We start from the raw sequence: 13194 nt of genomic DNA on the forward strand, positions 1-13194 counted from the left end.
GGGTGAGGAAATGACTGCAAGCACCAGAACCGGCGGTGCGCCGTTCGTCGTCGGACTCGGCGGCACCCTCCGGGCGAATTCGTCGACCGAACGCGCGCTGCGGTACTGCCTGGCGGCCGTCGAGCAGCAGGGCGGGCGTACGCGGCTGTTCGCGGGACCCGACTTGGACTTACCGATGTACGCCCCGCACTCGCTGGAGCGCACGCCTGCGGCCCTCGAACTGGTCAGCGCGCTGCGCGATGCGGACGCCGTGGTCGTCGGCTCGCCCGGCTACCACGGAGCGATCTCAGGACTGGTGAAGAACGCGCTGGACTACATCGAGGATCTGCGGGAGGACGCCCGCGTCTACTTGGACAACACGCCGTGGGGCTGTATCAGCTGCGCGTACGGCTGGCAGGCGGCGGTCAACACGCTTGGGCAGTTGCGGTCCATCGGGCACGCGCTGCGGGCGTGGCCGACTCCGCTCGGCGTGGCCATCAACTCCGCCGACGAGATCTGGGACGCGGCAGGGGAGTTGATCCATGACGCCACCCAGAACCAGCTGGACATGCTCGCCACGCAGGTGCTGTTCTTCGCCAAGGCCGCCCGGGAGACGGCGTGACACGGCCCCAACGCAAGTCGGTGCTGGTCGACGGGCTCGTGACCGGCTATCTCGAAGCCGGACAAGGGGATCCGGTCGTCCTGCTGCACGGTGGTGAGTTCGGCGCAGGCGCCGAGATCGGCTGGGAACACAACATTGCCGCGCTCGCCACGGGCTACCGCGTGCTCGCGCTCGACATGCTCGGGTTCGGTGAATCGGCGAAGGTCATCGACTTCAACGACGGCCGCGGTATGCGGATCCGGCACATCGCGCGGTTCTGCGAGGTCGTCGGTGTCGAATCGGCGCATTTCGTGGGCAATTCGATGGGGGCGGTGAACCTGTTCGCCGACGCCACCTCGGAGGCGCCGGTGCTGCCCGCCCGCAGCCTGGTCACCATCTGCGGAGGCGGCGAGATCCAGCGCAACGAACACTCGGCCGCGTTGTACGACTATGACGCGACGTTCGCGGGGATGCGCAGGATCGTCACCGCGCTCTTCCACGACGCCTCCTACCCCAACGACGAGGCATACGTCCAGCGTCGCTACGAAGCCAGCATCGCGCCCGGCGCGTGGGAAGCACTGGCGGCGGCGCGGTTTCGGCGCCCCGGCCTGGAGGCCCCACCACTGCCGTCGAGCGCGCGCGCCTACGAGCGCATCAGCGTGCCGACTCTGGTGGTCGAGGGTGGCGGTGACAAGTTGCTGCCCCGGGGATGGGCGGCCGAGATCGCGGGACAGATCCGCGGGGGCCGCTCCGCGGTGATCGACGCGGCCGGGCACTGCCCGCAGATCGAACAACCGGACGCGGTCAACGAACTACTGCTCGGCTTTCTGGCCGACTTACACGAAGGGGCGGCATGACCGGCGAACTCGAGGGCAAGGTCGCGGTCGTCACCGGCGGCTCGTCCGGACTCGGTGAAGGGTTGGTGCGGCGGTTCTGCGCCGAGGGCGCCAAGGTGGTCGTCGGTGACATCGACCGCGAGGGCGGCGCCCAACTCGTCGCCGACCTCGGCAAGTCCGTCCGCTTCGTCGAGACCGATGTGGCCGAGGTCGAGCAGGTGACCCGTCTGGTTTCCACCGCGGTCGAGGAGTTCGGCGGGCTGCACGTGATGGTCAACAACGCGGGCGTCTCGGGCAAGATGTTCCCGAAGTTCCTCGACGACGACCTCGCCGACTTCCACCAGGTGATGGCCATCAACGTGCTTGCGGTCATGGCCGGTACGCGCGATGCGGCCCGGCACATGTCCGAACACGGCGGCGGGTCGATCATCAACCTGACCTCGATCGGCGGCATCCAGGCCGGCGGTGGGGTGATGACGTACCGGGCGTCGAAGGCTGCCGTCATCCAGTTCACCAAATCGGCGGCGATCGACCTGGCCCACTACGAGGTTCGCGTCAACGCGCTCGCCCCGGGCAACATCCGGACCGCGATCGTGCGCAAGTCGGCGACGGGGGAAGACCTCGAACGGCTCGAGGCGTTCGAGGCCAAGATTCGCGAACAGATGCGCAACGACCGGCCCTTGAAACGCGAAGGCACCGTCGACGACGTCGCCGAGGCCGCGCTGTACCTCGCCGGGGACCGTTCCCGGTATGTCACCGGAACCGTCCTTCCCATCGACGGCGGCACCAGTGCCGGGAAGGTGATCGTCCGTAAACCGAAGCCATGACGGCCATGACAACTTTAAATCAGTCGCTTGACTTAAGGGCCTGGGAGCGGTTGACTGTGACGGTGACCACTGCCAGAAGCGTGCGCACCGAACGAGCCAGCACCACGCGGGAAGCGATCCTGGCCGCCGCCGAGCGACTGTTCGCCGAGCACGGCGTCTATGCAGTATCGAACCGTCAGGTCAGTGAGGCCGCCGGTCAGGGCAACAATGCCGCGGTCGGCTACCACTTCGGCACGAAAGCCGACCTGGTGCGGGCCATCGAGCAGAAGCACCGCGTGTCGACCGAGCGTCTGCTGTCGCGGATGGTCGGCGAGATCGGCGACTCGACCGATCTGCGCGACTGGGTCGCCTGCCTGGTGCGTTCGCTCACCGAACACCTGGCCCAGATCGGGACCCCGACGTGGTACGCGCGCTTCGCCGCGCAGGCCCTGGCCGACCCCGAGTATCACAAGATCGTGGTGAAGGGCGCTCTGGAGTCGCCGTCGGTGCAACGCGTCGTCGTCGGCATCACCCGCTGCCTGCCGGACCTGCCGCCCGCGGTGGTCACCGAACGAAACATCATGGCCCGCAACCTGATGATGCACACCTGCGCCGATTTCGAACGTGCCTTCGCCGAGGGGGCCGACATGCCGCGCACCACCTGGAACTCAGCGGCGTCCGGGCTCATCGACGCGATCGTCGGGTTGTGGCAGGCGCCTGTCACGGAGCACCCGACATCATGAAACTGACTGTCGATCAAGACAAGTGTGTGTCATCCGGTCAGTGCGTGCTCAACGCAAGCGAAATCTTTGACCAGCGCGACGACGACGGTGTCGTGGTCCTGCTGAACGCCAGCCCGGCGGACGACCAGGCCGACGACGCCCGCAAGGCGGCGGCGGCCTGCCCCGCACTCGCCATCCACATCGAGGAATGAGAAGGACTGAATGTCTGAGACCTTGACCGGAACCCCCGACGTCTCCGCGGATATCCCCGAATACCCGATGGAGCGCGACGCCCGCTGCCCGTTCGCCCCGCCGCCGCAGATGCTCGAGATGGGTGAGGTCAAACCGCTTTCGCGGGTGCGGATCTGGAACGGCACCACTCCGTGGCTGATCACCGGGCACGCGGTGGCCCGCGAGTTGTTCGCCGATTCCCGGGTCAGTGTCGACGACCGGATCGAGGGCTTCCCGCACTGGAACGAGCACATGCTGTCCACGGTGTACAAACGGCCGCGCTCGGTGTTCACCTCCGACGCCGAGGAGCACACCCGGTTCCGGCGGATGCTGTCCAAGCCGTTCACCTTCAAGCGGGTGGAGGGACTGCGGCCCGCCATCCAGGAGGTGACCGATGAGTGCATCGACAACATCCTCGCCGGTCCGCAGCCCGCCGACATCGTCACCAAGCTGGCACTGCCGGTGCCCACCCGGGTCATCAGCGAAATGCTCGGCGTGCCTTACGAAGACCACGAGTTCTTCCAGCACCACGCCAATGTCGGCCTGGCCCGCTACGCCTCGGCCGAGGACGGGCAGAAGGGTGCGATGAGCCTGGCGAAATATCTCAGCGATCTGGTCAAGGCCAAGATGGAGAACCCGTCGGAAGACGCGGTGTCCGACCTCGCCGAGCGAGTGAACGCCGGGGAGATCAGCGTCAAGGAGGCCGCGCAGCTGGGCACCGGCCTGCTCATCGCCGGCCACGAGACCACCGCCAACATGATCGGTATCGGCGTGCTGGCGCTGCTGGAAAACCCCGAACAAGCCGCGCTGCTGCGGGATTCCGACGATCCGAAGTTCATCGCCAACGCGGTCGAGGAGCTGATGCGCTATCTGTCGATCATCCAGAACGGCCAGCGCCGCGTCGCGATCGAGGACATCGAGATCGCCGGTGAGACGATCCGCGCGGGTGAGGGCATCATCCTCGACCTGGCGCCTGCCAACTGGGACGCGACCGCTTATCCCGAACCGGACAAGCTCGACCTGAGCCGCGACGCCGGCCAGCAGCTCGGCTTCGGCTACGGAAGGCATCAGTGCGTCGGTCAACAGCTGGCCCGTGCCGAACTGCAGATCGTGTTCCACACATTGCTGCGGCGCATACCGACGCTGCAGCTGGCCGTGCCCTTCGAGGACGTGCCCTTCAAGCATGACCGGCTCGCCTACGGCGTCTACGAACTTCCGGTGACCTGGTAGTCAGGTCCGTTCCCCAGCCCGATTGGAGTGTCAACGATGTCAGCACCAACTACCGCCACCCTGTATCCGCCCGAGGGTTTCGGCGCCCCCAAGCACCGCAAGGGCCACGCCACAGGCGATTTCGGGTTGCCCGCCGGCACCGAGATCTTCTCCGCGGACAACCACATCTCGGTGGCCGACGACATCTTCTACGACCGCTTCCCCGAGGAGCTCAAGGGCGCCGCGCCACGCATCTGGTACGAGGACGGCGCCTACATGGTCGGCATGAAGGGCAAGGCCTGGACCGGCGGCGACTTCGGTCGCGTGCTCATGCAGTACGACGACCTCGCCGGAGCGGCGTCCAACAACATCGAGGCCCGCGTCCGTGAGCTCAAAGAGGACGGTATCGACAAGGAGCTGGCGTTCCCCAACGCGGTGCTGGCGTTGTTCCACTATCCGGACAAGGCCCTGCGCGAGCGCGTTTTCCGGATCTACAACGAGCACATCGCCGATCTGCAGGAACGCAGCAAGGGCCACTTCTACGGTGTCGGGCTGATCAACTGGTGGGATCCCAAGGGCACCAGGAGCACGCTGGAGGAACTGAAGTCGCTGGGGCTGCGAACGTTCCTGCTGCCGCTCAATCCCGGTAAGGACGACGACGGCAACATCTACGACTACGGCAGTACCGACATGGACGCGGTGTGGGACGAGATCGAGGCCGCCGGGGTGCCGGTCAGCCACCACATCGGTGAAACACCGCCCAAGACGCCGTGCCAGCACAACAGCGTCGTGGTCGGGATGATGGTCAACGTCGACTCGTTCCGCGAGCAGTTCGCCAAGTACGTGTTCTCCGGCATCCTCGACCGTCACCCGGCTTTGAAGATCGGCTGGTTCGAGGGCGGGATCGCCTGGGTGCCAACGGCTCTGCAGGACGCCGAGCACATGCTTGCGTCGTACCGGCACATGTTCAACCACCAGCTCGAGCATCCCGTGCGGCACTACTGGGACAACCACATGTGCGCATCGTTCATGGTCGACCCACTCGGCCTGGAGCTCATCGACAAGATCGGCGTCGACAACGTGATGTGGTCGTCGGACTATCCGCACAACGAGTCCACATTCGGCTATTCGGAGAAATCGCTGAAGACGGTCGTGGACGCGGTCGGACCCGAGAACGCCGTGAAGATCGTGTCCACCAACATCAAGAACTTCCTGGGGATCTCGTGACCACATTTGCACCACAATCGACGTCGATCGACATTCCGGACGTTCCCGACCTAGCCCGGATGTACCGGGAATGCGGTGCGCGGCTGCGCGACTCGATGAAGGACAAGGGTGTCGACGCGCTCGTCCTGCTCGGCAACGGCAACGTCGTGTACGCGACCGGCGTCAGCTGGCCGCTGCTCGACGCCGGGCTCTCACACGTGGAACGCCCGGTGGCGATCGTGCTCGCCGACGACCCGCATCCGCACCTGTTCATGCCGTTGCGGGAGGGGTCGTCATCGCAGTGCGAGGTGCCCGAGGATCATGTGCACGGGCCGTTGTACCTCGAATTCGACGAGGGCGTCGAACAATTCGCCAAGGTGCTGGCCGATCTGGTTCCTGCCGGAGGCAAGGTCGCGGTCGACGAGCTCACCGGGGCCATGCGCCGAGCGTCGGCAACGTTGTTCCCGTCGGGTCCTCCGTCGGACGCCGCGCAGGTCGTCGGGCCGGCCAAGCTAATCAAGACGCCCGATCAGATCTCGTGCGTCCGAACCGCCTGCCGTATCACCGAAGAGGCGATGGTCGATGTGCAGAATGCGCTTGCCCCCGGCGTTCGGCAGGTCGACCTTTCGGCGGCATTCGTCCGGCGTGCGTTCGAACTCGGCGCGACGGCCAACATGCTCGAGGCCATCTGGCAGGTGATGCCCACGACGAAGACCAGTGGTTCGGTCTGGACCACCACCGGAGACCTGGCGCTGCCCTTGCTGACCACCGAACGCGAACTCGAACGCGGCGACGTGTTGTGGACCGACGTCAGCATCACCTACAAGGGATACTGCTCCGACTTCGGCCGCACCTGGCTGGTCGGCGAGGAGCCGGACGACCGTCAGCAGGCGCAGTACGAGAAGTGGCGGGAGATCCTGTCGGCCGTGCTGTCGGTCACCAAGGCCGGCGCCACGAGCGGTGACCTGGCACGCGCGGGGATCGCCGCCAACGGCGGCGCCAAGCCGTGGCTACCGCACTTCTACCTCGGTCACGGCATCGGCACCAACGCCGCCGAAATGCCGATGATCGGAACGGATCTGGGTGAGGAATTCGACGACAACTTCGTGTTCCCGGCCGGGATGCTGCTCGTGCTCGAACCCGTGGTGTGGGAGGACGGCACCGGTGGCTATCGAAGCGAGGAGATCGTGGTCATCACCGACGACGGTTATCAGTCCATCACCGATTACCCCTACGCCCCCTACGGACGGAACTGAACTGAATGGCACTCGAGATTCTGCCTGACGCAGCCGATCTGCGGCGCGGTCGCCGTGAGCGCGCGCTGGCCCAGATGGAAGAACGCGACATCGACATCCTGGTGCTGGGCCGGCAGGCCAATGTGCGCTATGTGACCGGTGCCCCGCAGTTGTGGGTGGCGGGCACCCGGCCGTTCGGACCGATCTGCGAGGTCGTCCGCTCGACCGGCGAAATACACCTCAACAGCACCTGGGACGAGGGCATCCCCGACGAGATTCCCCACGACCACCTCTACGGGCTGGCGTGGAATCCGATGACACTCGTCGAGGTGCTCAAGGCGCTGCCCGGGGCCGCCACCGCCAAGCGGGTGGGAACCGATTCGCTGACACCGACATTCGCGCAACTGCTGCCGATGGCGTTTCCCAACGCCGAACTCGTCGACGCCGAGCCGGCGCTGCGGGCGGCACGGCGGATCAAGACTCCCGACGAGATCGCGGTGCTCCGCGGCGCGCTCAGCGTGGCCGAAGCGGCGCTGGATGCCGCCCGAGCGGAGTTGGCGGCCGGAACGACCGAGAAGTCGCTGACCGGTGCGCTGATGGAAGCGATGGCCGCCGGCGGGGTCACCACGCCCGCCACCCAGGACGGCGCCTGGGTGACCAGCAAGGAACACCCGTGGCGGCGTGCCCGCAGCGACGGCCGTATCGAAGACGGCGATCTGGTGGCGTTCTCTGCCGGTGCCCTGGCCGACGGCTACGTCGGCGAAGTCGGCCGCACGTGGCCCGTCGGTGAGGTGGAAGGATCAGCGGTCCCACGGCTTTACGATCGTTGGAACCGGCTGTGGGACAACCTCTTGGACGCGTGCCGGGCGGATCGTCCCGCGAGTGGGCTGCTCACCGCCTACGAGGCGGCCGGCGAGCCGCTGCCCTCGATGCCCGTCGCCCATGGCCTCGGCCTGGGCTACGACTCGCCCGTCGTGACCCCGGCCCTGCGGTCCACCATCGCCGACGAACTGCTCGAACCCGGCATGGTGCTCGCGGTCAGCGGCTACGTCTGGCAGCAGGGTGTGGGGGCCGTCTTCAGCCGCGATGCCGTGCATGTCACCGCAGACGGTGCCGAGGTGCTGACCTCCAGCCCGCTCTGGAGTGGTGCGGGCGTCGGAATCGGTTGACGCGACATGTCGGATTCCGGGAGTCCGCCCGCCCCTGAGGAAATCGTCCTCTACGAGAAGGACCCGGCGACCAAGATCGCGACCATCACGTTCAACCGGCCGGAGTACCTGAACGCACCGACGTCGGCCGCGCGGTTGCGGTACGCCGACCTGCTGCGGGGCGCCACCGTCGACGACGACGTGAAGGTCGTGGTGATCCGCGGAGTCGGCGAGAATCTCGGCAGCGGCGCAGACCTGCCGGAGTTCATGGACGGTGACGACGAGGCACGGCTGGCCGAGCTTCGGGTGGACGATCCGGCCGTCGCCTACCCGCCGAAGGGTTCGTTTCGGCACGGCGCGACGATGGGGCAGTGGTACGCCAACGCCGCAGCGGGCAACCGGGCGTTGCAGGAACTCAAGAAGATCAGCATCGTCGAGGCCAAGGGCTACTGCTATGGCTGGCACTTCTATCAGTGCGCCGACGCGGACCTGGTGATCTCCAGTGACGACGCGCTGTTCGGCCATCCGTCGTTCCGGTACTTCGGCTGGGGCCCGCGGATGTGGACCTGGGTGATGACCATGGGGCTGCGGCCATTCCAGGAGATGGTGTTCACGGGTCGCCCGTTCACCGCCGAAGAGATGCTCGCCTGCAACTTCCTCAACAAGGTCGTGGCGCGCGACCAGCTGGAGGCCGAGGTCGCCAAGTACGCCCACGCGTGCGCGCGGAACCGGCCGGTGGACAGCGTCTTTCAGCAGAAGATGTTCTTCGAGGTGGTCAAACAGTTCCAGGGTGAATACCTCGGCAGCCTGCTGTCGGCGATGTTCGAGTCGATGGGCGGCGCGGCGCGGCCGGACGGCGACGACTTCATGCTCGCCGATGCGATCGATGTGGGCCTGGCGGACGCCGTCAACGACAACGACGACAAGTTCCCGCCCGAGTTCCGGCTGAGCAAGGCCAACCGCAGAAAGAAGGATTAGTGCCGGCGCTGGACGAGTACACCATCGTTGACCTGTCGAGCGGAATCGCAGGCGCCTACGCCACCAAACTGCTCGCCGACGGCGGCGCCACCGTGATCAAAGTCGAGTCGCCGCAGGGCGATCCGCTGCGGAACTGGTCCGCGTCCGGTGCGCACATCGAGCCCGGCACCGACGGGGCACTGTTCAGCTTCCTGGCCTGCTCGAAACACAGCGTCGTCGTCGACCCGCAGCGCGCCGACGATCTCGAGGTGCTGCGCGCGCTGGTGCGGTCGGCCGATGCGGTGGTGTGGTCGCGCGGGTCGGAGGTGGCGGAGCTCGGCGAGTTCTCCCCGGCCGCGCTGGCGGACGCCTACGGTCACCTGACCGTCACCGCGATCACCCCGTTCGGGCTCGACGGACCCTGGGCCGACAAACCCGCCACCGAGTTCACGCTGCAGGCGTGGTCGGGCGGCGTGATCGGACTGGGCCGGGGCGCCCCGGATCGTGCGCCGCTGTTCGTCGCGGGCCAGATCGGGGAGTGGCTCGCGGGCGCGTACGCGGCCGCGGGCACGACGACGGCGGCATCGGGTCTGGTCGACGTCTCGATCCTCGAAGCCCAGATCCTCTGCCTGACTTACTATTCGGTGTCGTTCAACGACACGCTCGGGCGTCCGTTCCGCGACCGCCGCCGATTGACCGTCCCCGGTGTCGCGTCCGCGGCCGACGGGCTGGTGGCGTTGGGGTGCGGCACCGCGCAACAGTGGTTCGACCTGTGCGCGATGGTCGGCCACGACGAGTGGATCGACGAGGGCGGCGATCTGTCGATCACCGAACAGGCCAACATCCACGCCGAGCAGATCTACGAGTGGGTGCGCGAGAACCGCGTCGAGGACATCCTCGAGCTATCCAGCGCGTTTCGGATTCCGAATGCACCCGTCGGAAACGGCGCCACCGTCACCGGTTTCGACCAGTTCGTCGAACGCGGCACGTTCGTCACCAATCCGCGCGACGGCTTCACCCAGCCCGGGCCGCCGTACCGCACCACACCGTCGCTGCTGCGCGAGCCACAGCCCGCGCCCCGGCTCGGCGAGCACACCGATCTGTACCGTTCGCGAACGGTACAACAGGGTCGCGATTGCGCCGGGGACGCGACCCTGGGGTTGGTTTCGCGAACGGTACAACAGGGTCGTGATTTCGCCGGGGACGCGACCCTGGGGTTGGTTTCGCGAACGGTACAACAGGGTCGCGATTCCGCCGGGGATACGACCCTGGGGTTGGTTTCGCGAACACCGTTCGAGGGGCTACGGGTGCTCGATATGACGAGCTTCTGGGCCGGCCCGTCGTGCACCCACATGCTGGCCTTACTGGGCGCCGAGGTGATCCACATCGAATCGGCGGCGCGACCCGACGGCACGCGGCTCATCGCCGGGGTGCCGATCACCGAGGAGCAGTGGTGGGAACGATCGCCGATTTTCTCCGGCCTGAACACCAACAAGAAGAGCGTCACGCTCGACATCCGGACGGAGCGCGGCGTCGAACTGCTGCGCCGGCTGATCACGACCTGCGACGTCGTCGTCGAGAACTACACCCCGCGCGTGCTCGATCAGATCGGTCTGGACTTCGATGCCGTGCACCGGCTGCGCCCCGACGCGATCGTGATGCGCATGCCGGGCTTCGGGCTCGACGGGCCGTGGCGCGACAAGCCCGCGTTCGCCTACGTGATCGAGGACTGTTCCGGAATCACCTGGCTGACCGGCCATCCCGATCAGAATCCGGTCGAGCCGTACTCTGTCGGCGACCCCAACGCCGGTGTGCACGGCCTCAACGCTCTGGTACTCGCGCTGGCGCACCGGCGGCGGACCGGGCAGGGGGTACGGATCGAGGCCGCGATGGTCGACGCCGCGCTCAACGTCGCCGCCGAGCAGGTCATCGAATACTCGGCCTACGGGAATCTGCTGCAGCGGCAGGGCAACCGGGGTCCGGCCGCCGCGCCGCAGAACCTGTACCGCACCAGTGAACTCGACGAGTTCGGCCGCCCGGACGACTGGGTCGCCATCGCGGTGGCCACCGACGAGCAGTGGGCCGGCCTGGTCCACGCCCTCGGCTGCCCGGCGTGGGCGACCGACGAGATGGCCACGGTCGACGGGCGCCGCCGCCACCACGACGCCATCGACGAGCACCTCGGCGCCTGGTGCGCCGGGCGCACCGGTGACGAGATCGTCGAAACGCTCTGGGCGGCAGGTGTTCCGGTGGCCAAGGTGATGCAACCGCACCGTCTCGGCGACCTTCCGCAGCTGGTGTACCGCGGCTTCTACGAGGAGGTCGACCATCCGGTCAACCCTCCGGCGCGGCACAGCACGCTGCCCATGCGCCTCGCGTCGGTGCGCAGCTTCCACCACAGCCCCGCACCGCTGCTGGGACAGCACAACCGCGAGGTCCTCACCGGTCTCGGGCTCAGCGAGGACGAGATCGCGGAACTGGAGGAGCAGGGGGTCATCGGATCGGCTCCCGCGGGTCTCACCATTCGCACGACCAAAACTGGTTGACTCGACCCGTGGCAATCGATCCGTCGAGCATCCTGCTGACCGGGCGCGTCGCGGTCGTCACGGGCGGCGGCGCCGGTATCGGCAAGGGAATCGCCGAAGGGCTCGCCGCCTTCGGGGCGTCCGTCGCGATCTGGGAGCGCGACCCCGACACCTGCGCCGCGACCGCCGAAAGTATCGGCGCGCTGGGTCTCGTCACCGATGTGCGTGACAGCGCGCAGGTGGACACCGCCCTCGAGTCCACCGTCGGCGAGCTCGGCGAGGTGTCGATTCTGGTGAACAACGCCGGTGGGGTGTTCAACTCGCCGATGCTCGAGACGACGGAGAACGGCTGGGATGCGCTGTACAAGGCCAACCTCCGTCACGTGCTGCTGTGCACCCAGCGGGTGGCACGCCGTCTCGTGGCGGCGGGCAGCCCCGGCAGCGTGATCAACGTGACGTCCATCGAGGGTGTGCGCGCCGCACCGGGATACGCCGCATACGCCGCGGCCAAGGCCGGCGTCATCAACTACACGCAGACCGCGGCGTTCGAATTGTCGCCGCACGGCATCCGGGTCAACGCGCTCGCCCCGGACCTCACCCTGACCGAGGGGCTGATGCAGATCTGCGGCGGGACGTTGAACCCCGACATCGCCCCAGGCATACCGATGGGCCGACCGGGTCACGTCGACGAGATTGCGTCGGCCGCAGTATTTCTGGCCTCCGACATGTCAAGCTACATCACCGGCCAGACGCTCCACGTCGACGGCGGGACCCACGCGGCGGGCGGCTGGTATCACCACCCGCAGACGGGCCGCCCGATACTCGGCCCGCCGGGGTGATTTCGGTGTCGAAACGGTCGCTGCCGTGCGCGACTGTTTGGACACCGAAACCGCCGGCGTCAGTGGGTCCAGCCGGCGGCAGCTTGGTCGTCGAAGGTGCGGTCGATGCGCTCGAAGCGACGGCGGATCGAACCGCGAGCCGCGCTGTGCGGCAACACGTAGAGCCGGTTGGCCAGTACCGCCTCAGCGGTGAGCCGGGCGACGTCGCCGGCCTGGACCAGCGGGTCGGTGGGCTCCAACAACATTTGTGAACCGTCGGCCGACGACGACGTGGCCGGTCCGTACTCGGAGCTCCGCACACGCTCGCTGCTGTTCACCAGATCGGTCTCCACGATCATCGGACACAGCACCGATACCCCGATCCCGTTGGCGCGCACCTCGCGGGATAACGTCTCGGCCAGTGCGACGACGCCGTACTTGGCAACGCAGTACGGGCCGAGCCCGACGTTCGGAATCAGCCCCGCGAATGAAGCCGTGAAGATGATGTGGCTCTCGGCCTCCTGGGCGATCAACCGCGGCAAGAACGCCTCGACGCCGTGGATCGGCCCCCACAAGTCCACGTCGATCACGAAACGCCAGTCGTCGTGGCTGGCTTCCGAGATCGGCCCGGCGAACCCGATCCCGGCGTTGTTGAACACCACATGCACGGCGCCGAAGACCCGAAAAGCTTCATCGGCCAACGCGACGACCTCGTCGAGTTTGCGGACGTCGCACACCACGCCGTGAGCGTCGACGCCGTCAGAGCGCAGCCTCGCGACCGCCTCATCCAACGCCGAGCGGTTGATATCGGCCAACATGATGCGCGCCCCGCGCCGGGCGAACTCTTGCGCGGCGGCGAAACCGATACCGCTTGCGCCGCCGGTGATGACCGCTGCGCGGTCGTTGAACGTCTCCACCCGC

General features: G+C 67.2%; 13 protein-coding genes. 12 read left to right on the forward strand and 1 reads right to left on the reverse strand.

Annotated elements, in window-relative coordinates; genetic code table 11:
- Positions 1–10 precede the first annotated feature (10 nt).
- The 12 genes from AU198_RS05570 to AU198_RS05625 are packed head-to-tail and all read left to right on the forward strand — an operon-like array spanning position 11 to position 12294.
- On the forward strand, positions 11–601 hold the full coding sequence (locus AU198_RS05570; RefSeq protein ID WP_064346551.1) for an NADPH-dependent FMN reductase: 591 nt from the start codon (positions 11–13) through the stop codon (positions 599–601).
- The gene (locus AU198_RS05575; protein WP_064346515.1) at positions 598–1437 is read left to right on the forward strand and encodes an alpha/beta fold hydrolase; all 840 of its coding nucleotides are present in this window, start codon (positions 598–600) and stop codon (positions 1435–1437) included. Before AU198_RS05570 ends, AU198_RS05575 begins: the two co-directional genes overlap by 4 nt.
- Complete coding sequence (locus AU198_RS05580; RefSeq protein ID WP_064346516.1) at positions 1434–2243, forward strand: SDR family NAD(P)-dependent oxidoreductase; 810 nt, start codon at positions 1434–1436, stop codon at positions 2241–2243. Before AU198_RS05575 ends, AU198_RS05580 begins: the two co-directional genes overlap by 4 nt.
- A 5-nt stretch (positions 2244–2248) precedes the next feature.
- Positions 2249–2965, forward strand: a complete 717-nt coding sequence (locus AU198_RS05585; protein ID WP_064346552.1) for a TetR/AcrR family transcriptional regulator — start codon at positions 2249–2251, stop codon at positions 2963–2965.
- Complete coding sequence (locus AU198_RS05590; protein ID WP_064346517.1) at positions 2962–3156, forward strand: ferredoxin; 195 nt, start codon at positions 2962–2964, stop codon at positions 3154–3156. The genes AU198_RS05585 and AU198_RS05590 overlap by 4 nt, the downstream gene beginning before the upstream one ends.
- A gap of 10 nt (positions 3157–3166) precedes the next feature.
- Positions 3167–4405: a cytochrome P450 gene (locus AU198_RS05595; protein ID WP_064346518.1), complete on the forward strand. Its 1239-nt coding sequence runs from the start codon at positions 3167–3169 to the stop codon at positions 4403–4405.
- Positions 4406–4441: 36 nt separating this feature from the next.
- Positions 4442–5611 carry an amidohydrolase family protein gene (locus AU198_RS05600; protein WP_064346519.1) on the forward strand — a complete coding sequence of 390 codons (1170 nt, stop codon included), beginning with the start codon at positions 4442–4444 and terminating at the stop codon, positions 5609–5611.
- A 59-nt stretch (positions 5612–5670) separates the two neighbouring features.
- Complete coding sequence (locus tag AU198_RS05605) at positions 5671–6846, forward strand: M24 family metallopeptidase (RefSeq protein WP_231744580.1); 1176 nt, start codon at positions 5671–5673, stop codon at positions 6844–6846.
- Positions 6847–6851: 5 nt separating this feature from the next.
- Positions 6852–7994, forward strand: a complete 1143-nt coding sequence (locus AU198_RS05610) for a M24 family metallopeptidase (protein ID WP_064346521.1) — start codon at positions 6852–6854, stop codon at positions 7992–7994.
- A gap of 6 nt (positions 7995–8000) precedes the next feature.
- Positions 8001–8951: an enoyl-CoA hydratase/isomerase family protein gene (locus AU198_RS05615; RefSeq protein ID WP_064346522.1), complete on the forward strand. Its 951-nt coding sequence runs from the start codon at positions 8001–8003 to the stop codon at positions 8949–8951.
- Positions 8951–11476 carry a CaiB/BaiF CoA-transferase family protein gene (locus AU198_RS05620; protein WP_082690877.1) on the forward strand — a complete coding sequence of 842 codons (2526 nt, stop codon included), beginning with the start codon at positions 8951–8953 and terminating at the stop codon, positions 11474–11476. Before AU198_RS05615 ends, AU198_RS05620 begins: the two co-directional genes overlap by 1 nt.
- An 8-nt stretch (positions 11477–11484) precedes the next feature.
- A complete protein-coding gene (locus tag AU198_RS05625) occupies positions 11485–12294 on the forward strand; it encodes an SDR family NAD(P)-dependent oxidoreductase (RefSeq protein WP_064346523.1) in 810 nt (269 codons plus the stop codon).
- Positions 12295–12353: 59 nt separating this feature from the next.
- Here the strand turns inward: AU198_RS05625 and AU198_RS05630 are convergent, their stop codons facing one another.
- The gene (locus AU198_RS05630; RefSeq protein ID WP_064346524.1) at positions 12354–13190 is read right to left on the reverse strand and encodes an SDR family NAD(P)-dependent oxidoreductase; all 837 of its coding nucleotides are present in this window, start codon (positions 13188–13190) and stop codon (positions 12354–12356) included.
- Positions 13191–13194 lie beyond the last annotated feature (4 nt).

Source organism: Mycobacterium sp. GA-1199 (assembly GCF_001500045.1).
Lineage (GTDB): Bacteria > Actinomycetota > Actinomycetes > Mycobacteriales > Mycobacteriaceae > Mycobacterium.

Excerpts from the sequence above, each read along its gene's own strand:
- AU198_RS05615 (WP_064346522.1), top strand. The coding sequence starts at position 8,001 with ATGTCGGATTCCGGGAGTCCGCCCGCCCCTGAGGAAATCGTCCTCTAC.
- AU198_RS05600 (WP_064346519.1), top strand. The coding sequence starts at position 4,442 with ATGTCAGCACCAACTACCGCCACCCTGTATCCGCCCGAGGGTTTCGGC.
- AU198_RS05585 (WP_064346552.1), top strand. The coding sequence starts at position 2,249 with ATGACAACTTTAAATCAGTCGCTTGACTTAAGGGCCTGGGAGCGGTTG.
- AU198_RS05610 (WP_064346521.1), top strand. The coding sequence starts at position 6,852 with ATGGCACTCGAGATTCTGCCTGACGCAGCCGATCTGCGGCGCGGTCGC.
- AU198_RS05595 (WP_064346518.1), top strand. The coding sequence starts at position 3,167 with ATGTCTGAGACCTTGACCGGAACCCCCGACGTCTCCGCGGATATCCCC.
- AU198_RS05605 (WP_231744580.1), top strand. The coding sequence starts at position 5,671 with ATGTACCGGGAATGCGGTGCGCGGCTGCGCGACTCGATGAAGGACAAG.
- AU198_RS05580 (WP_064346516.1), top strand. The coding sequence starts at position 1,434 with ATGACCGGCGAACTCGAGGGCAAGGTCGCGGTCGTCACCGGCGGCTCG.
- AU198_RS05570 (WP_064346551.1), top strand. The coding sequence starts at position 11 with ATGACTGCAAGCACCAGAACCGGCGGTGCGCCGTTCGTCGTCGGACTC.
- AU198_RS05590 (WP_064346517.1), top strand. The coding sequence starts at position 2,962 with ATGAAACTGACTGTCGATCAAGACAAGTGTGTGTCATCCGGTCAGTGC.